The sequence below is a fragment of the Aurantiacibacter hainanensis genome, assembly GCF_036321025.1.
Taxonomy (GTDB): Bacteria; Pseudomonadota; Alphaproteobacteria; order Sphingomonadales; family Sphingomonadaceae; genus Alteraurantiacibacter; species Alteraurantiacibacter hainanensis.
Map to the genome: position 1 here is coordinate 193,040 of NZ_JAZAPB010000001.1, position 18,413 is coordinate 211,452.

Below are 18,413 nucleotides of genomic sequence, written 5' to 3' on the forward strand. Positions count from 1 at the left end.
ACCGCGCAGCCTGGCGTTTCACCGGGCGATCAGTCCGCCAGCGCGGCGGCAAGGCGATTGCGGATGGAATAGAGGCGCACCAGCACTTCGGATGTCGCCGCTTCGTGCCGGGGCTCCGCGGAGGGAAATTCGGAATCGGTTTCGCCTACAGCGTTCACCCCCTCCACCAGCGCCTTGTTTGCGCCCTTCAGGGTATAGCCCTGCCGGTTCACGAGCTTGTCGATCCGCTCGATCAGGGCGATATCTTCGGCCCGATAAAGGCGGCGCCCGCCGCTGCGCTTCAGCGGCTGGAGCATGGGAAACTGCTGTTCCCAGTATCGCAGCACGTGCGGCTTGATGCCGAAGGCAGCGGACACTTCCCCGATCGTACGCATGGCGTCGGGCGCCTTGCCGTCGTCAAATCGCGCCATCGGAGAGGACTGTCCGTTCATTATCCGGCCAGCCCGTTATCCCTGCGCGATGCGCTCTTTCAGCTTCTGGCTGGCGCGAAAGGTCATCACGCGGCGCGGCGTGATCGGAACCTCGACACCCGTTTTCGGGTTACGGCCGATACGTTCCTTCTTGTCGCGCAGCACGAAGCTGCCGAAACCGGAAATCTTGACGTTTTCCCCATCGGACATCGCGTCGCACATCTTGGCAAGGATCGCTTCGACAAGTTCGAGGCTCTCTGCGCGAGACAATCCCATCTTGTGATTGATCGTCTCTGCCAGGTCAGCGCGTGTCAGCGTCCCTACGGATCGCATTACGTTCATGCGTTCCCACTCCTATAATCAGACGACCCAATTAACAATTATGTAGGAAGAACCGGGTTTACGCAAGGTTACGTGCAGTCCGATCGGGGAAAAATCCTATGCGCGCAGCAGGCTGGCACCCCAGGTGAAGCCGCCGCCCATCGCTTCCAGCATCACCAGATCGCCCGGCTTGATGCGGCCATCCTTCTTCGCCACGTCGTAGGCGAGCGGTACAGATGCGGCAGAAGTATTGGCGTGGCGGTCCACCGTCACCACCACTTTTTCCATCGGCAGGCCAAGCTTGCGGGCCGTTGCATCCAGGATGCGGAAGTTGGCCTGGTGGGGCACGATCCAGTCGATATCGGCGGGCTTGCAGCCGGCATCGTCGAGCACTTCGCCCAGAACGCTGGAGAGGTTGTTGACGGCGTGGCGGAACACTTCCCGCCCCTTCATGCGCAACTTGCCGACCTCGCCCGTGCTCGAGGGGCCGCCGTCGACATAGAGCATCTCGCCATGTTCGCCCTCGGCATGGAGGCGCGATGCGATCACGCCTGCGCCGCCTTCGGCAACGTCCTGCGCCTCGATCACGAAGGCGCCCGCGCCGTCACCGAACAGCACGCAGGTGGTACGATCTTCCCAGTCGAGGATGCGGCTGAAGGTTTCCGAGCCGATCACGATGGCGCGCTTGGCCATGCCCGATCGCAGCATCGCGTCCGCGGTGCTGAGCGCATAAAGGAAGCCGGAACAGACCGCCGCCACGTCGAAGGCAGGGAACCCCTTGCCACCCAGCCGGTGCTGCACCTGCGTGGCGGTGGCGGGAAAGGTGTTGTCGGGCGTGGCCGTGGCCAGCACGATCAGGTCTATGTCGCTAATGGCCAGGCCGGCATCGTCCAGAGCCGCCTGGGCCGCCTGCGTGGCCAGCGAGCCCGTCGTCTCGCCCTCGCCCGCGATATAGCGCTGGGTGATGCCCGTGCGCTCGCGGATCCATTCGTCGCTTGTGTCGACGCGCTGCGCCAGCTCTTCGTTGCTGACGCAGTTTCTCGGCAGCGCCGAGCCCGTTCCCAGGAGGACGGAGCGGATCACTTGCTTTCCGCCGGCTCTACCGGCGCAGAAGCGTTGCCGCTGAGGGACTCTTCGCCCATCTTCGCAAGATCGGCGGCGATGCGGTGGGTCAGGTCGTCTTCCAGCAGCCGCGCCGTCACCGCCACGGCATTGGCGACGCCTTGCGCATTGGCGCTGCCGTGCGACTTCACGATCACGCCGTTCAGGCCCAGGAAAACGCCGCCGTTGTGGTTGTTGGGATCGAGGTGATGCCTCAGCAGCTCGGTCGCAGGGCGCGAGACGAGGAAGCCGATCTTCGAGCGCAGCGAACTGGTGAACGCGGCCTTCAGCAGGTCGGTGACGAAGCGTGCCGACCCCTCGATCGCCTTGAGCGCGATGTTGCCCGAAAAACCGTCGGTCACCACGACATCCACTTGCCCGCGGTTGATCTTGTCGGCCTCGACGTAGCCGTCGAATTCCATGTCGAGATCGGTAGCTTCCTGCAGCAGCCTGGCGGCGCGCTGGAGATCGTCCGTGCCCTTGGTGCTTTCGGTGCCGATGTTCAGCAGCCGCACGCGCGGGGTGCGGCCCTTGTTCACGATGCGCGAATAGGCGGCGCCCATGATCGCGAACTGCACAAGGTTGCGCGCGTCGCAGTCGGTGTTGGCACCAAGGTCGAGCATGATCACGTCATGCTCTTCCAGCGTTGGCAGCAGGGCGGCAAGCGCCGGGCGGTCTATGCCCGGCATCGTGCGCAGCGCCAGCTTGCTCATGGCCATCAGTGCGCCGGTGTTGCCCGCGCTGACGGCAGCGCCGCAGTCGCCGCTCTTCACCGCCTGGATAGCCAGGCCCATGCTCGTCGTCTTGGCACGGCGCAGCGCGCGGCTGGGCTTTTCCTCGCCCGAGACCACGTCGTCACAATGCAGGATTTCGGATGCTTCGCGCATGCCGGGGTGATCGTCGAGGGCGCGCTTGATGCGCTCCTCGTCACCCACCAGCAGGAACTTGAACTTGTCATGCTGGCGCCGCGCCAGGGCAGCGCCGTGCACCATCACGCGCACGCCATGATCCCCGCCCATCGCATCGACCGCGATACGGGGCAGGCTCATGCGCGCGACCTCCTTTGTCCGGTGGGGACTTTACAGGCCCTTGGGCTCGATGACCTGACGGCCATTGTAGTGGCCACAGGCGTTGCAAAGCATGTGCGGGCGCTTAAGCTCGCCACAGTTGGAGCATTCGTGGAAGGCTTCCACCTTCAGCGAATCATGCGACCGGCGATTGCCCCGGCGATGCGGCGATACTTTTCTCTTAGGGACAGCCATGCGGCACCTGTTCCTTGAATTCGTTCAAAAACTGCGTCGGAGCCGCCCTAGGCCAAGCCTGTCCGCTGCGCAAGCGCGCCGGAGCAGTCCTGTCGAGGATGCGGCGAAGGCGCGCGCTATAGCGATTTCTCGCCCACATGCAACCTCGGTTGCAAGCACGCCCTGCCCGCTCTAGCGAGGAAATGGGACCTGGGGAGAAGACAATCAATGGCAGATCTGCACATCAGCCTTATCAGCGTGGTGCTGGCGACGGCCATCAATCTGTGGCTGGCGGTGCGCTGCGGCAGGGCGCGCATCGGCGGCCAGGTACTGCATGGAGACGGTGGCGACGTGGCCCTGCAACGCCACATGCGCGCACAGGCGAATTTCGTCGAATACACGCCCTTTGCCCTGCTGCTGATCCTGCTGCTGGACCTGACCGACCAGGACGGCTGGCTGCTGGGACTGACCGCGCTAGCCTATTTCGCCGCGCGGCTGCTGCATCCGCTGGGGATGCAGGCGGACCATCCGGCGAAAACCCGCCAGATCGGCATCGGCGTGACGTTCATCCTGCTGGCGTTCTGGAGCGGCTGGGCCGCCCTCGTCGCCTTTCGGATTGTCTAGCCCCGAAATTCAGCCACGCGCCATTGCGGCATCGGACACGTAGGGATTGGTCTGCCGTTCCTGACCGAAGGTGCTGGTGGGCCCGTGCCCCGGAACGAATGTGACGTTGTCGCCCAGCGGCCAGAGCTTCTGCGTGATCGCGTCGAGCAGGTCCTGGTGATTGCCCATGGGAAAATCGGTACGCCCGATGCTGCCCTGGAACAGCACGTCGCCGACGAAGGCGAAATTGGTCGGGCGATGGAAGAACACCACGTGGCCCGGGGTGTGGCCCGGGCAGTGGATCACTTCCAGCGTGGCTTCGCCCACCGTCACCGTATCGCCGTCCTTCAGCCAGCGCGTGGGTTCGAACACCTCGCAATGCATCTGGAAGCGCGGCGCATCGTCCTCCAGCCGGCTGATCCAGAACCGGTCGTCCTCGTGCGGACCTTCTATGGGCAGGTCCAGCTCCTTCGCCAGCATGCCCGCCTGCCCGCAATGATCGGCATGGCCGTGGGTGAGCAGGATCTTCTCCAGCGTCACGCCCGCGCGCGACACGGCGTCCTTCAGCTTGTCGAGGTCTCCGCCGGGATCGACCAGGGCGCCGCGCATGGTTTTCGAACACCACACCAGCGAACAGTTCTGCTGGAACGGCGTGACGGGCACGATGGCGGCGCGGATCGGGGCTTCTTGCGTCATGTCCCGCTAAGTGGCGGTGACGGGAGCGGCTTGCAAGCGTAGAGGGAACCGATGCCTGCACTGACCTACCGAGAGGCTACCGAAGCCGATCTGACCTTCCTCGACGCGCTGATCGGACAGGACGAGGTGGCGGCTCGTCGTGACGGCATCCCCCCTGACAACGATGCGCAGCAGCGCGAGGCGATTCGCGCAATCGCCGCCGATCCCAACCATGAACTGTGGATCGTGGAGAGCGAAGGCGCGCCGGTCGCCAGCTTCCACCTGAGCTACCTGCCCGGCGTCTCCCGCCAGGGTGCATGGCGGGGGCAGATCGAGAGCGTGCGCGTGGCAAAGGATGTTCGCGGACAGGGCACGGGCGAAGCAATGATGCGCTGGGCGATAGAGCGCTGCCGCGATCGCGGTTGCGGCGTCGTGCAACTCACCAGCGACCGCCAGCGCGAGGCGGCGCATCGGTTCTACGAACGTCTTGGATTCCGCCCCACGCACACAGGGTTCAAGTTGAAGCTGGCCTAGGACACTCGCTTACAAGAGTCCGTCGCCTTTCGCTGGACCGCGGCCACCTTTCCGGACATGTTCCCCCATCGGGTCGCGCCGGGGGAGAATTTGTCCGATGACGATGAAACAGACCGCGCTCGATTTCTTCGATGCCTGCGAAACCGGAAAGGGATGGCAGGTGTGCAGCCAGTGGTGCGACCCCGACGCCACCTTCTCCTCCCAGACAGACCTGTTCGGCGAAACCGAGACACTGGAAGCCTATACCGACGCGATGGCCCACATGCTGGAGCCGCTGCCAGACATGCGATACGAGATGATCGCCTTCGGGGTGGACGAGGATCGCGGAAAGATCTGCGCCGCCGCCACCTTTCACGCGACCCACACTGGCGAAGGCGGTCCCGTGCCGCCGACGGGCAAGGCCGTGGCGACGGAATATTGCTATGTCATCGACTTCGACGGCGAGCGCGTCGCCCACATGACGAAGATCTGGAACGACGGCTTCGCGATGAAACAGGCCGGCTGGGACTAGGCCTCCCCGCTTGCTTTCCAACGGGAAAGCTACCGGCGCGCGCCCGGATGTCCGGACGAAGCGGAGTTCCAGCGACCCTAATGCAGACTTCTAACCTAGCCACCTGTCCGACGAGTGGCGTTGGGATGCTGGTCGAGGGGGGCGCACTCGCCGCAGCCTGGGACCGAGTTAGCGAGTAGGTGAAGAAATGTCCGAATTCAGGGGAGAGGGTAGATGATCGACTTGAGCGGAAAGGTTTTTCTGGTCGCGGGGGCGACCTCTGGCCTTGGAGCGGCCACCGCTCGCAAACTTGCTTCCTTGGGGGCAAGGGTCTCTCTGGCGGGGCGCAGGCAAGATCGCGGCGATGGATTAGTACGCGAAATCGAGCAGAGCGGCGGGGCAGCTCTCTTCGTGCGCACTGATGTGAAGCTTGCCGATGAAGTTGATGCGATGGTCGCAAGGACGGTCGAGCATTTCGGTAAGCTCGACGGTGCGGTCAACAACGCAGGAATATCCAACTCCGTGATGACGCCTGCTGCCGACATTACCGATGAGGACTGGCACGAAATGATTGCCGTGAATCTCACCTCTGTCTGGCGCTGCATGAAAGCCGAAATCCCGGCCCTCCTGGCAAACGGAACCGGCTCGATAGTCAACGTATCATCGGTTTATGGCTTGATCGGAAGCGAAATTGGTCACGCCGGTTATTCCGCGGCAAAATTCGGCGTGATCGGCTTAACTGAGAGCGCAGCGATCGATTACGGGCAGAGCGGCTTGAGAATAAACGCCATCTGTCCGGGCTATTGCCATTCGGAAATGGTCGATCCCTACGTCGAGAGCGAGCCGGAATTGATGGCGAATATAGTCGAGCATCATTCTGCGATGAACCGGCTGGGAGAGGCCGAGGAGATTGCAGATGCGATTGCGTGGTTGTTGTCGTCTCAGGCAAGTTTCGTGAACGGAGCTTCCTTGCCTGTGAATGGCGGACGGACTGCAAAGCTATACTAGATTGCGAACAGAGGGAGGTCCGGATTTTACCCAGTAGCGGTCGCTGAACTCACACTCGCCCGCTTTTCCACACGACGCGCCCGATGATGTCGAACTCGTCGGCGCTCACGTCGATAGGCGGATAGGCCAGGTTCTGGCTGAGCAGCGAGAAGCGGCCCCCGCCCTTGCTGGCGACGCGCTTTACCAGCAGCAGTTCGTCCAGCCGCACCACGTGCACACCGTCGCGGAACGGTTGATCGCGGCAGTCGACCAGAACCTCGTCGCCTTCGCGCAGCAGCGGCTCCATCGAATCTCCCACTACGCGGATGGCGGAGAGGCTGGCGCCGTCCAGCCCCTGCTCCGCCAGCCAGCGGCGGGAGAAGCGGAAGGCATCGAACACCTTTTCCTCGGCCCCTGCCGCGCCCGGCCCGGCGGAAGCATCGACATCCAGCCGCGGGACTTCGATCCAGTCCCGCCTCTCACGCGAATCATAGGAATTTTCCTTGGGGCCACCCAGCTGCGATTGATCCACGCCAAGGAACTTCGACAGGACGCGGCGGTCTTCCTCCTCCAGCTTCTTGGGGCTGCCCTTCGTGATATATTGCTGAAGATACGTAGGATTACGGGATAGCATGCGCGAGAGGGAAGCGAGGCTTGTGCCCCGTTCCTTTGCCAGCTCTGCCAGTCTCTCACGCGGGTCCATCGATGACCTTCCTATGCTGCAACGCGAAATCCTCCTACACGATGTATTTTTCCTAGACAAGTAGGATTTCGGCGGCAAGAGCTAGCCCATCGAGTCGCACAAGTGGCTCGTTCAACACGGGAAAATTGGAAGAGGGGTTCGCACCATGCTCATCCGCAAGATCGAAGTATTTCTGCGCCACACGCGCATGCCGCCCACCAAGTTCGGTCGCCTCGCCACGCGCGATCCGCGATTCGTGCTCGACTTGCGCAATGGGCGCATGCCGCGACCCGAAACGGAAAAACGGGTGGAACATTTCATGAACAAATACCGGGAGACGACCAATGCGTTCTGAACCGTTCACCCCTCCTCCCGCTCGCCGCCGCGCGCCGCGGGGCCCGCGCGAACTGCTCGCCGCCGCGCTGGTGGCGCTGGGCGAGGACAAGGGACGTATCGTCAGTCATTCGGAAAAGAGCTGGGCCAGCATCACCTTCGCCGGCACGCGGCACCGGGTGGAGATGGTGTTTTCAGGAAGCGAGGCCGTCGATGCTGGCGAATGCTTCATCGCCTTTCTCCCCGAGCACGAGTTCGCCATCCGCGGCCACCTGGTCGCCGATGCTGCAGTCGTGGAAGTGGAAAGCACGGTGGAACCCCCGCGTCTTTCGATCACGTGCGAAATCCTGTTGCTGGAAGAGGGCTGATCCCACGGGCAATTAAGTCCGCCTGATTATCAGGTTCCGGATCTCGGTCATGTCCTTCATGGCAAAGCGGATGCCTTCGCGGCCGAGACCGGAATCCTTCACCCCGCCATAGGGCATGTTGTCGACCCGGTAGCTGGACACGTCGTTTACCACCACGCCGCCGACTTCGAGGATATCCCAGGCATCCAGCACCTGCTGGAAATCGTTGGTGAAGATGCCCGCCTGGAGACCGAACCTGCTGTCGTTCACGCGGTCCAGCGCCTCGTAGAAATCCGAGAACCTGGAAAGGTTCGCGAGCGGGCCGAAGGCCTCCTCCCGGTTGGCGTCGCAATCGCGAGGCACGTCTTCCAGCAGCGTCGCTTCGAGCATGGCACCGTCCAGCCCGCCACCGCACAGCAGCTTTGCCCCGGCGTCCACCGCCTCGTCGATCCAGCCCTTCAGGCGGCTCGCTTCCTTCTCGGATATCATCGGGCCGATAAACGTGTCGCGATCCTTGGGATCGCCCGCGACAAGCGACCTGGTCTTGTCCACCAGCATCGCCTTGAACTCGTCGTAGATGCTTTCGTGGATGATGATGCGCTGCACGCCGATGCAGCTCTGGCCGGACTGGTAGAAGGCACCGATGATGATCCGCTCCAGCGCGTGGTCAAGGTCGGCATCCTTGTCGACAACCACCGCTGCATTGCCGCCCAGTTCCAGGATCACGGGCTTCTTGCCGGCCTTCGACTTGAGGTCCCAGCCCACCTCGGGCGAGCCCGTGAAACTGAGGAGCTTGAGCCGGTCGTCGGTGGTGAACAGGTCTGCCCCGTCGCGGCTGGCCGGGAGGATGGAGAAGGCGCCTTCGGGAAGATCGGTTTCGGCCAGAATCTCGCCCATTATCAGCGCACCTAGCGGCGTCTTGCTGGCGGGCTTCATGACGAACGGACATCCCACGGCGATCGCGGGAGCGATCTTGTGGGCGGCGAGATTCAGCGGGAAGTTGAACGGGGAGATGAAGCTGCAGGGACCGATCGGCACCCGCTTCCACATCCCCATGTAGCCCTTGGCCCGCGCCGAGATGTCGAGCGGCTGGACCTCGCCGTAGTTGCGCGTCGATTCCTCTGCGGCGATCTTAAAGGTGTCGATCAGGCGGTCGACTTCGCCCTCGGCATCGTTGATCGGCTTGCCCGCCTCGACGCAAAGCGAATAGGCCAGTTCGTCGTAGCGTTCGCGAAACCGTTCCACGCAATGTTGCAGGACCGCCTGCCGTTCGAAGCTGGCCATTCGCGCCATCGGTTCGGTCGCCCGGACTGTGCCGGCGATAGCTTCCTCGATGACGTCTGGCGTGGCCAGCGCGGTGCGGAACGCCACCTCGCCGGTAAACTTGTCGGTGACCTCGAGATCGGTATTCGGCTGCTCCGCCTTGTTGTTGAGGTAGAGCGGATAGACGTCCTTGAGTTCTGGCATTCGGGCCTCCTGACTGCTCGACTCAAAGCTTGCTGCTCAGTTCCTCGATCCGCGTTCTTGAGGTCGCTAGTATCCTCGATCGAGGTCCACCTGGCCCTCCAGCACCTCTCCGGCGCGGAACTTCTCGCAGTTGGCCAGGAACCGCTTCGCCGCGCGAGCCCGGCTGGCAGCGTTGGGGATGCCGGAAAGGTGCATGGTGACATGCGCATTGTCCAGCGACCACAGCTTGTGGTCGGGCGGCAAGGGCTCAGGCTCCGTCAGGTCGAGGATTGCACCGCCTATGCTCCCTGCCTCCAGTTCAGAAACGAGAGCATCCTGGTCGACGACCTCGGCGCGCCCGTAATTCACGAACCAGGCATCGTCCTTCATCGCCGCGAATTCGTCGGCGCCGAACATGCCCGCCGTATCCGGCGTATGCGGCAAGGAGAGGATCACCCAGTCGAAGCTGCCCAATTGCGCGCGCCAATCGTCGGGGCCGAGCACGCCCTTGCCCGACCTGCTGCGAACGGGGACGCAGTCCACGCCGAAACCGCCCAGCATCCGGGCAATCGCCTGGCCGATCGACCCGTAGCCAAGGATAAGCGCCCGGCTGCCATCCATCTCCCGCATGGAGGGCGGCCAGCCGAGCCATTCGCGGCGATCCTGCGCGCGCACGATGTCGCGATATCCGCGCGCCGCCGCCAGCATCGACATCACGGCGAATTCCGCCACCTGGTTAGATGCCAGACCCGCACCGCAAGACAGCACGACGCCGCGCCGCTTGAGTTCGGCAAGCGGCATCCAGTCCACGCCCGCATAGGCGCTGCACAGCCATTCCAGGCCCTGCGCCCTGTCGATGGCCGCAAGTGCCGGTGGCTTCACGTGCATGTCGAACCAGCCGATCTGCGCGCCGGGGGCCAGGTCGAGCAATTCGTCCTCGTCGCTCCACCAGGCGGCATCGATCCAGTCGGGCAGGTGCGGCTCGATCCCCTCACGCGCCCATTCCGGAAGAACGGCGCGGGTCAAAGCGCCCATTCCCAGCCCAGCGGATCGCCGTCCATCACTTCCACGCCTTTCGCCGCAAGCTCATCGCGCAAGGCATCGGACGTGGCAAAGTCCTTTTCCGCACGGGCGGCCTTGCGGCGGGCAAGCGCCTCCTCGATCTCGCCTTCGGTGATTTCGGCAGACTTCGGGCGAATGCGAAGGTCCTCGCGAGAAAGCTCCATCAGGCCAAGGCCGAGGACCGCGTCCATCGTTTCCACGACGGCGCGCTTGATCCCGGCGTCCACCTTCTTCACCGCCAGGGCATCCTCCAGCGCGGTGAGAGCAATGGCGGTGTTGAGGTCGTCGCTGATGGCAGCATCGAACTTTTCGAGCAGCGGAGCGAACCTGGGATGATCCGGTGTTCCGGCCTCGGCATCCTTCTGCCTCTCCGCCTGCATTACCATCCGCTTCAGCCGCGTCAGCGCCGCTTCCAGCCCTTCCCAGCTGAATTCCAGCTCGCTGCGGTAGTGCGCCTGCAGGCACATCATGCGGTAGGCGAGCGGGTGGTAGCCCTTGTCGATCAGCAGTTGCAGCCGCAGGAATTCGCCCGAACTCTTGCTCATCTTGCCCGATCGCTCGACCAGGAAGTTGTTGTGCATCCACATGCGCGCGCCGCTGTTCGCGGCATCCGACAGGCCGCCGCAGCCGCAGAAGGCCTGGTTCTGCGCGATCTCGTTGGGATGGTGGATTTCGCGGTGGTCGATGCCGCCGGTATGGATATCGAACGGGAAGCCGAGCAGCTTTTCGCCCATGACGGAGCATTCCAGGTGCCAGCCGGGCGCGCCGCGGCCCCACGGGCTGTCCCATTCCATCTGCCGTTTCTCGCCCGCGGGTGTCTTGCGCCAGATGGCGAAGTCGGCCGCGTTGCGCTTGCCTTCGACGGTTTCGATCCGGCCTTCGCCTTCCTCCGTCACGGCGCGGGCAAGGCGTCCGTAATCCTCGACGGTCGAAACGTCGAAGTAGAGGCCGCTGTCGAGCTCGTAGCAGTGCTTGTCCGCGATGCTCTTCGCGAATTCCAGCATCTCCTCGATGTAATCCGTCGCCACGGACCAGTGCGCCGGCTGGCGGATGTTGAGCGCCTTCACGTCCTGCCAGTAGGCCTCGGTATAGTGCCGGGCGATATCCCAGATCGATTGCGCGCGTTCCGCCGCGGCCTTTTCCAGCTTGTCCTCGCCCGCGTCGGCATCGTCGGTCAGGTGGCCGACATCGGTGATGTTGATGACGTGGGTAAGCCTGTAGCCCTTCCAGCTCAGCGTCCGGCCCAGAACGTCGGCAAAGACATAGGCGCGCATGTTGCCTATGTGCGGGTAATTATAGACCGTCGGCCCGCAGGTGTAGACGCGCGCCTCGCCTTCGTGGACGGGCACGAACGGCTCTATCTGCCGCGTGAGGGAGTTGAACAGTTTCAGGTCAGCCATTGCGCGGTTCGCTTATAGCGGGCGGCAGCGGGGGACAAGCGTGTGCTCGCTAATGTGGAACACATGGAACACTGTCCTGAAGCGAAAAGACCGCCTCGCGATTGGCCGCCTTTGCAGGCGGGCATGGTGCCCCGAAAATGCGGGCGGCTGGACATGCGAAGGGGATTGCCTGCCTGCCAGCCTGTAGGACATGGCTGCTAGGGCAGTTCGAACCCGGTCAGCTTCCAGCCCAGCCCGTCGCGGGCGAACAGCAGGATGGGGCCGCCGGTCCCATCCTCGAAGGTGCCGACGGCGCGGAAGCTCCCCAGCCCCTGCCGTTCCACGTCCCACTCGATTTCCTGTCCGCGCAGCCGTTCGGGCAACAGGCCTGCGGCAAAGCTGCCGCTCACCACCAGATTGCCGACCATTTCGGGCGTCAGCGCCCGCTCCACCGCCGCGCGACCAAGCCGCTCGGCAAGCGCGCCGCCGATCTGGTCGACCACGCCGCCCTGCCCTCGCCGCCGCCGGGTGGCCTCGCTGATCTGCTCACTGGCAGAGGCGCGCAAGGCGGGAAAGTCGACCCGCTCCTCCAGTTCGGCGGTATCGTTGGCCGCCGCCGCATCGGCGAGGCCCTTCATGGCCAGCCATGGAGAGGCGAAGTACCAGCCGCCGATAACGAGACCGATGAGGAGGACGAAAGCGAGGAGTTTCTTCATGAGTGGGTGAACGCACCGACACCCTCGATCTTTCCCGCAAGCCTGCCCGCCTCGTCGGCCCGCTTCATTTCATGGGCTTTGGCAGGCGCCAGAGAGCGACCCTTTCGATCACTCCATATCGAACAAGGCGGCCAGCTGTTCGATGATCGTGCCGCCAAGCTGCTCGGCGTCCATGATCGTCACCGCCTTCTTGTAATAGCGCGTCACGTCATGGCCGATGCCGATGGCGACCAGCTGGACGGGGGACACCTTCTCGATCCACTCGATCACCTTGCGCAGGTGCGCTTCGAGATAGCCCGCGGAGTTCACGGACAGGGTGGAATCGTCCACCGGCGCGCCGTCGGATATAACCATCAGGATGCGGCGCTCTTCCGGGCGGGCCAGCAGGCGTTCGTGCGCCCATAGCAGCGCCTCGCCGTCGATGTTTTCCTTCAGCAGGCCCTCGCGCATCATCAGGCCGAGCGAGCGGCGCGCGCGGCGCATGGGCTCGTCGGCCTTCTTGTAGATGATGTGGCGGATGTCGTTCAGACGGCCCGGATTCTCCGGGCGTCCGTCGGCCAGCCACTTCTCGCGGCTCTGCCCGCCTTTCCAGGCGCGGGTGGTGAAACCCAGGATTTCCACCTTCACCCCGCAGCGTTCCAGCGTGCGCGCAAGGATATCGGCGCTGATCGCCGCGATGGAGATGGGACGGCCACGCATGGAGCCGGAATTGTCGATCAGCAGCGTGACGACGGTATCCTTGAAGTCCTGCTCCTGCTCCACCTTGTAGCTGAGCGACTGGCCGGGACTTATGACCACGCGCGCCAGGCGGGCGGCGTCCAGCAGGCCTTCCTCCTGGTCGAAATCCCAGCTGCGGTTCTGCTGCGCCATCAGGCGGCGCTGCAGGCGGTTGGCCAGCCGCGTCACCACGCCGGCAAGGCCCGCCAACTGGCTGTCGAGGTAGGCACGAAGCCGGTCCAGTTCCTCGAAATCGCACAGTTCGGTGGCCTCGACCACTTCGTCGAAGCTGGTGGTGAAGGCCTGGTAATCGAAGGTATTGGGAATGTCCTGCCAGGGCGCATTCTTGCGCTGGGGCAGCTGGAATTCCTCGCCGTCGTCGCCCGGATCGCCTTCGGCCAGGTTTTCGTCGCCGGTGGCCTCGTCCTGCTCCTCGCCCTCGCCTTCCTCGCCTTCGGCCCCTTCGGCGCGGGTCTCCGGCTGGTCGGACTGGTCGGCGCCGTCCTCGTCCTCGCTGTCGGTCTCGGTCTCGTCCTGGCCGTCCTCGGATTCGTCGTCGTCGTCGAACCCGTCGAGGTCCTCCGGCTCCATCGGCACCATGTCGAGATGGCGCAGCATGTCGAGGCCCAGCTTCTGGAAGGCCGACTGGTCGTGCAGGGCATCGCGCAACTGCTCGAAATCGTCGCCGGTGCGGCTTTCCACGTATTCGCGCACCATTTCCACGCCCTCGCGGGCGGAGGCGGGGATCGGCTGGCCGGTCAGCTGTTCGCGCAGCATCAGGCCCAGCGCGGTGTGCAACGGCACGTCCTCGGCCGTCTCGGCCCGGCTGATGGGATCGCTCGCCACGCGCCTTTCCACCATGGCTTCCATGTTAGAGCGCATGCCGGCGTATTCGGTCTCGCCGATGGCCTCGTACCGGGCGCGTTCGATGGCATCGTAACAGGCGCGCGCCTCTGCATCGTCGGGGCGCTTCTTCGCGTGCAGGGCGCCGCTGTGATGGCGCAGGCGCAGCGCGAAACTGTCGGCAAAGCCGCGCGCCTCGCGGGCCTGTTCGGGCGAGACGTCGCGCCCCGGCATGGGCACGCGGGCGGACTTTCCGGTTTCGCTCGGCTGGTCCGCCGTCCACCCGATATCCGCCTCCGGATCGCGCGCAATCGCCCGCGCCGCGCCGGTCAGCGCGTTCTTGAACCTGTCGAGAGGGGATTCGTCGGACATCTGCAGCGTTCTCGCGCGCTGCCTAAAGACTGCGCCCCGGCTTGCGCAAGACCTTATAGTGCGTTGGCACCGCCGAACACGCCGATCAGCAGCGGATCGTTGGTGGCGCGGGGATTGCGGCGGATCTCCGCTTCCTCCACGCCCATTTCGGTCCAGATGGCGTTGTCCACCGTGGTGGCGAGATTGCGTGCGACGCCGCCCACGTCGACGCCGGTAAGTCCCGCGAGCAGTTCGGCCACCAGCGGTTCGTTCGCCACGCGCAGGGCATCGCCCAGTTCGGGCACCATGGCCTCCACCAGCGTGGTGCCCATGCTGCCGCGCAGGAATTGCGAGGCCGCCGTCGGTCCACCGTTCACCAGCGCCAGCGCGTTGCTGATGCCGATGACGCGCACGGCGTCGGCCACGATCGGTGCGGCACGCGCGGCCCCTTCGATGGCGACATCGGCAAAGGCGTCCTCCAGCCGGTTCTTGAACAGGGTGGAGGTGAGGATGCTGGAGAGCACGCCGCCGCGCGAACCGATCATGTCCGCCAGGCCCAGGGCAGCCACCTGCTCGTCCCAGAAGCCGCCGGGCGCGGTCAGCCGCGCGAAGGCGCGTTCGCTGGAGAGATAGAGCAATTGCCGGATGGCATCGGTCAGGCTCCAGCTTCCCATGCTCTGGCAGCCGGGCAGCAGCAGCGTGCCCGAAGCGAGAGCGCCGCCGATGAAGGCACGGCGACTGGTCGGCGAAGCGGCGAATTCGGTCATAAGGTCTTTCCTCTTCTTGCCCGCAGGCATGGGCATTGCCCATATGGCGAGCGATGCCTGCAACCCGCGCCCGCCTCCTGGTCATGAACGCCGCGCTCGGCCCGCTGGACTACCGCGTGCCGGAAGGCATGGCGGTAGAACACGGCTCCGTCGTCGTCGCGCCGCTCGGACCGAGACAAGTCACGGGCATAGTGTGGGAAGATGAACGCTTGCCGACCAATCCGGTGCCCGAGGAAAAACTGCGGGGCCTGCTGGCGGTTCTCGACGTTCCGCCCATCCGCGCCGAACTGCGCCGCCTGATCGAATGGACCGCCGACTACTACGTCGCTCCCATGGCTGCCGTGGCGCGCATGGTGATCGCCAGCGGCGGCGCGCTGCGCGGGGCGGCGACGATGACCGAATACCGGCTGACCGGCGGCGCGCCCGAACGCATGACGCCGCAGCGCCAGCAGGCGATTGAGGCGCTGGAGGGCGAGCAGGCGACGATCCGCGAACTGTCCGGCCTCTCAGGCGTATCCGAAGGCGTGCTGCGGGGCCTGGTGAATCAGGGCGTGCTGGAGCCGGTGGAGGTGGACGTCGACCGCCCCTACCCGCGCGCCAGCGCCGATCATCACCTGCCCGACCTCTCGAACGATCAGCGGAAAGTGGCGGACCGGCTGGTCGCGGCGGTGGAAGCGCACGAGTTCGCCCCGATCCTGCTCGACGGCGTGACGGGATCGGGCAAGACCGAAACCTATTTCGAAGCCATCGGCGCGGCGATCGCCGCCGACCGGCAGGTGCTGGTGATGCTGCCCGAAATCGCCCTGACCGAGGCCTTCCTCTCGCGGTTCGAGGAACGCTTCGGAGCCGCGCCGGTCGTCTGGCATTCCTCGCTGAAGAGCACCGAGCGCCGCCGCGCCTGGCGCGCCATCGCCAGCGGGGAAGCGCAGGTGGTGGTGGGCGCGCGCTCGGCGCTGTTCCTGCCCTATGCCAGGCTGGGCCTGATCGTCGTGGACGAGGCGCACGAGATCAGTTTCAAGCAGGACGACGGCGTGCGCTACAACGCCCGCGACGTGGCCGTGATGCGCGCCCGTTTCGAAAGCGTGCCGGTTATCCTCGCCAGCGCCACGCCGGCGCTGGAAAGCCTGCACATGGCCGACAGCGGAACCTATGAGAAGCTGGTGTTGCCGAGCCGCTTTGGCGGGGCGCAAATGCCCGACATACAGCTGGTGGACCTGACCGAGGAAAAGCCCGGCAGCGGCGCATGGATCGCGCCCCCGCTGCGCCGGGCCCTGTTCGACCGGATGGAGAAAGGCGAGCAATCGCTGCTGTTCCTCAACCGCCGGGGCTATGCTCCGCTGACGCTGTGCCGTCATTGCGGCTTTCGCTTCCAGTGTCCGAATTGCAGCGCGTGGCTTGTCGAGCATCGCCTCAGTAAGCGCCTGGCATGTCACCACTGCGGACACGAAACCGCGCCGCCGGAGAAATGCCCCGAATGCGGCGAGCCCGATTGCCTTGTCGCCTGCGGCCCCGGCGTGGAACGGATCGCCGACGAGGTGGCCGAACTGCTGCCCGAGGCGCGCGTGGCAGTAGTGACCTCGGACACCCTGAATTCACCCGAGAAGGCCGCCGAATTCGTCGCCATGGCGGAAGCGAAAGCCATCGACGTGATCGTGGGCACGCAGCTGGTGACCAAGGGCTTCCACTTCCCCGAACTGACGCTGGTGGGGGTGATCGACGCCGACCTTGGCCTGGAGGGCGGCGACCTGCGCGCCGCCGAGCGCACCTATCAGCAGGTGGCGCAGGTGGCAGGCCGCGCCGGACGCGGGGCGAAGCCGGGCGAAGTGCTGATCCAGACGCGGCATCCCGAGGCGCCCGTCATCGCCGCGCTGGAGGCAGGCGACCGCGATGCGTTCTACGAGGCCGAGACGGAGGCGCGCCGCTACGCCGGTGCCCCGCCCTTTGGCCGCTGGGCCGCGATCATCGTATCCAGCGAGGACGAGAAGGAAGCGCGCGAGGCGGCGCAGCGGCTGGGCGATACGCGCCCGCGGGTGGACGATGTGCAGGTGCTGGGCCCCGCCCCAGCCCCGATGGCGCTGCTGCGCGGGCGCTATCGCTATCGCCTGCTGCTCAATGCGAGGAGGAGCGCCGAGCTCCAGCAGGTCATCCGGCTCTGGCTGTCGAAACTGGATCATCCGCCGGGCGTTCGTATTGGCGTGGATATCGACCCCTACAGCTTCGTCTGACGGGCATACACTGGAGCCGGGCATCAATCTTGCGCAGGTTGGCGAAGGGCGATAGCAGGGCGGAAACTTGCAGGAATTACGAACAGATGACCAAGTCGATCAGCGACGAGAAGCAAAACCCGGCAATCGATCCTGGCAATCCGCCCCCGTTCCCCGTGGGCATCTCGCGCGAGACCATGGAGGACCTGCCGTTTTCGCTGGTCATCGCCGATGCGCAGCTGGAAGACATGCCGCTGATCTACGTGAACAGCGCGTTCGAACGCGTCACGGGCTACAATCGCGATGCCGTGATCGGGCGCAACTGCCGGTTCCTGCAGGGCCCCAAGACCAACGATAGCGATCGCCGCGACATCCGCGAGGCGCTGGAACAGGGCCGAGAGGTCACCGTGGACATCCTGAATTACCGCTCCACGGGAGAGGAATTCATCAACCGCCTGCTGCTTTCGCCCCTGAAGCAGGATGGCGAGATCACGCATTTCCTCGGCATCCAGTCCGAACAGCCGAAAGACCGCACGATCGCCGCGCGTGCCGCCAAGCTGGACGAGCAATTGCGCGAGGTGCAGCACCGGGTGAAGAACCACCTTGCGCTGCTGCTTTCGCTCATCCGCATGGAATCGAAGAAGTCCACCGATACCGGCAGCTCGCTGAAGGTGCTGGCCAACCGGGTCGAGGCGCTGAACCTGCTGTACGACGAATTCTCGCGTCCCGGCTCGACGGCGGCCGATACCGTGGCGCTCGGCGCCTATATCTCGCGCGTTTGCAGCGCCCTCAACATGCTGGACGGACACCGCGAGGTGCGCATGAACCTGGAAACGGACGAACTGCGCGCATCGGTCGATTCCGCCTCGCAGATGGGCCTGCTGGTTTCCGAACTGCTCACCAATGCCCTGCAACACGCTTTCGAGGCGGGCCGCGACGGCAAGGTGGACGTGCGGTTGTGGCACGTGGACGACGGCGAGACGGTATGTCTGCAGGTGTCGGATAACGGCAAGGGAATACCCGAGGGGGTCGACTGGCCCAACGACGGCAGTCTGGGCGCGCGCATCGTGCGCGAGCTGGTCGACCGGCTCGAGGGCAAGCTGAGCGTGGAAACGGGCAAGGACGGCACCGAAGTCACCATCAGTTTCCACACCGGGGCCCTGCTGCCCGAAGAATAGTTCGCGGAACTCCTGGCCAATCGCCC

At 64.8% G+C, this 18,413-nt stretch carries 21 protein-coding genes; 8 read left to right on the forward strand and 13 right to left on the reverse strand.

Annotated elements, in window-relative coordinates; translation table 11 throughout:
• Positions 1-29: 29 nt before the first annotated feature.
• The 5 genes from AAA989_RS00930 to rpmF all read right to left on the reverse strand — a co-directional run bounded on the left by AAA989_RS00930 (position 30) and on the right by rpmF (position 3,094).
• Positions 30-410, reverse strand: a complete 381-nt coding sequence (locus tag AAA989_RS00930) for a MerR family transcriptional regulator (RefSeq protein WP_338240539.1) — start codon at positions 408-410, stop codon at positions 30-32.
• A 36-nt stretch (positions 411-446) separates the two neighbouring features.
• Complete coding sequence (locus AAA989_RS00935; protein ID WP_338242162.1) at positions 447-743, reverse strand: integration host factor subunit alpha; 297 nt, start codon at positions 741-743, stop codon at positions 447-449.
• A 105-nt stretch (positions 744-848) separates the two neighbouring features.
• The gene (locus AAA989_RS00940; RefSeq protein ID WP_338240540.1) at positions 849-1,814 is read right to left on the reverse strand and encodes a beta-ketoacyl-ACP synthase III; all 966 of its coding nucleotides are present in this window, start codon (positions 1,812-1,814) and stop codon (positions 849-851) included.
• Complete coding sequence (plsX, locus tag AAA989_RS00945) at positions 1,811-2,881, reverse strand: phosphate acyltransferase PlsX (protein ID WP_338240541.1); 1,071 nt, start codon at positions 2,879-2,881, stop codon at positions 1,811-1,813. Before plsX ends, AAA989_RS00940 begins: the two co-directional genes overlap by 4 nt.
• Positions 2,882-2,911: 30 nt before the next feature.
• Positions 2,912-3,094: a 50S ribosomal protein L32 gene (rpmF, locus tag AAA989_RS00950; protein WP_082126465.1), complete on the reverse strand. Its 183-nt coding sequence runs from the start codon at positions 3,092-3,094 to the stop codon at positions 2,912-2,914.
• A 207-nt stretch (positions 3,095-3,301) separates the two neighbouring features.
• Between rpmF and AAA989_RS00955 the strand changes: the two genes are divergently transcribed.
• Positions 3,302-3,697 carry an MAPEG family protein gene (locus AAA989_RS00955; protein WP_338240542.1) on the forward strand — a complete coding sequence of 132 codons (396 nt, stop codon included), beginning with the start codon at positions 3,302-3,304 and terminating at the stop codon, positions 3,695-3,697.
• Between the two features lie 9 nt (positions 3,698-3,706).
• On the opposite strand, the gene AAA989_RS00960 is transcribed toward AAA989_RS00955, so the two are convergent.
• Positions 3,707-4,372, reverse strand: a complete 666-nt coding sequence (locus AAA989_RS00960; protein ID WP_338240544.1) for an MBL fold metallo-hydrolase — start codon at positions 4,370-4,372, stop codon at positions 3,707-3,709.
• 51 nt (positions 4,373-4,423) lie between these two features.
• Here AAA989_RS00960 and AAA989_RS00965 point away from each other — a divergent pair, with 51 nt between their 5' ends.
• The 3 genes from AAA989_RS00965 (at position 4,424) to AAA989_RS00975 (ending at position 6,383) form a co-directional block, all read left to right on the forward strand.
• Positions 4,424-4,885 carry a GNAT family N-acetyltransferase gene (locus AAA989_RS00965; RefSeq protein ID WP_338240545.1) on the forward strand — a complete coding sequence of 154 codons (462 nt, stop codon included), beginning with the start codon at positions 4,424-4,426 and terminating at the stop codon, positions 4,883-4,885.
• A 97-nt stretch (positions 4,886-4,982) separates the two neighbouring features.
• Entirely contained in the window at positions 4,983-5,396 is a 414-nt protein-coding gene (locus AAA989_RS00970; protein ID WP_338240546.1) for an ester cyclase, read from the forward strand.
• A gap of 213 nt (positions 5,397-5,609) precedes the next feature.
• Positions 5,610-6,383, forward strand: a complete 774-nt coding sequence (locus tag AAA989_RS00975; RefSeq protein ID WP_338240547.1) for an SDR family NAD(P)-dependent oxidoreductase — start codon at positions 5,610-5,612, stop codon at positions 6,381-6,383.
• A 49-nt stretch (positions 6,384-6,432) separates the two neighbouring features.
• Here the strand turns inward: AAA989_RS00975 and AAA989_RS00980 are convergent, their stop codons facing one another.
• Positions 6,433-7,065 (reverse strand): LexA family transcriptional regulator, encoded by a 633-nt coding sequence (locus AAA989_RS00980; RefSeq protein WP_338240548.1) that lies wholly within the window; start codon positions 7,063-7,065, stop codon positions 6,433-6,435.
• A 145-nt stretch (positions 7,066-7,210) separates the two neighbouring features.
• Here AAA989_RS00980 and AAA989_RS00985 point away from each other — a divergent pair, with 145 nt between their 5' ends.
• Both AAA989_RS00985 and AAA989_RS00990 read left to right on the forward strand, forming a co-directional pair.
• Positions 7,211-7,399 carry a hypothetical protein gene (locus AAA989_RS00985; RefSeq protein WP_338240550.1) on the forward strand — a complete coding sequence of 63 codons (189 nt, stop codon included), beginning with the start codon at positions 7,211-7,213 and terminating at the stop codon, positions 7,397-7,399.
• Positions 7,389-7,745, forward strand: a complete 357-nt coding sequence (locus AAA989_RS00990) for a hypothetical protein (protein WP_338240551.1) — start codon at positions 7,389-7,391, stop codon at positions 7,743-7,745. The genes AAA989_RS00985 and AAA989_RS00990 overlap by 11 nt, the downstream gene beginning before the upstream one ends.
• Before the next feature lie 12 nt (positions 7,746-7,757).
• Here AAA989_RS00990 and AAA989_RS00995 read toward each other — a convergent pair whose 3' ends face one another.
• The 6 genes from AAA989_RS00995 to AAA989_RS01020 form a co-directional block, all read right to left on the reverse strand.
• Entirely contained in the window at positions 7,758-9,191 is a 1,434-nt protein-coding gene (locus AAA989_RS00995) for an aldehyde dehydrogenase family protein (RefSeq protein WP_338240552.1), read from the reverse strand.
• A gap of 66 nt (positions 9,192-9,257) precedes the next feature.
• On the reverse strand, positions 9,258-10,196 hold the full coding sequence (locus tag AAA989_RS01000; RefSeq protein ID WP_338240553.1) for a D-2-hydroxyacid dehydrogenase: 939 nt from the start codon (positions 10,194-10,196) through the stop codon (positions 9,258-9,260).
• Positions 10,193-11,632 (reverse strand): cysteine--tRNA ligase, encoded by a 1,440-nt coding sequence (gene cysS / locus AAA989_RS01005; protein WP_338240555.1) that lies wholly within the window; start codon positions 11,630-11,632, stop codon positions 10,193-10,195. Before cysS ends, AAA989_RS01000 begins: the two co-directional genes overlap by 4 nt.
• A 197-nt stretch (positions 11,633-11,829) precedes the next feature.
• Positions 11,830-12,327: a DUF2939 domain-containing protein gene (locus AAA989_RS01010; protein ID WP_338240556.1), complete on the reverse strand. Its 498-nt coding sequence runs from the start codon at positions 12,325-12,327 to the stop codon at positions 11,830-11,832.
• A gap of 108 nt (positions 12,328-12,435) precedes the next feature.
• Complete coding sequence (gene cobT / locus AAA989_RS01015) at positions 12,436-14,259, reverse strand: cobaltochelatase subunit CobT (protein ID WP_338240557.1); 1,824 nt, start codon at positions 14,257-14,259, stop codon at positions 12,436-12,438.
• Positions 14,260-14,312: 53 nt separating this feature from the next.
• The gene (locus tag AAA989_RS01020; RefSeq protein WP_338240558.1) at positions 14,313-15,005 is read right to left on the reverse strand and encodes a DUF4197 domain-containing protein; all 693 of its coding nucleotides are present in this window, start codon (positions 15,003-15,005) and stop codon (positions 14,313-14,315) included.
• A 53-nt stretch (positions 15,006-15,058) separates the two neighbouring features.
• Between AAA989_RS01020 and AAA989_RS01025 the strand changes: the two genes are divergently transcribed.
• Positions 15,059-17,230: a primosomal protein N' gene (locus AAA989_RS01025; protein WP_338240559.1), complete on the forward strand. Its 2,172-nt coding sequence runs from the start codon at positions 15,059-15,061 to the stop codon at positions 17,228-17,230.
• 86 nt (positions 17,231-17,316) lie between these two features.
• Positions 17,317-18,387, forward strand: a complete 1,071-nt coding sequence (locus AAA989_RS01030; RefSeq protein ID WP_338240561.1) for a PAS domain-containing protein — start codon at positions 17,317-17,319, stop codon at positions 18,385-18,387.
• Positions 18,388-18,413: the final 26 nt, after the last annotated feature.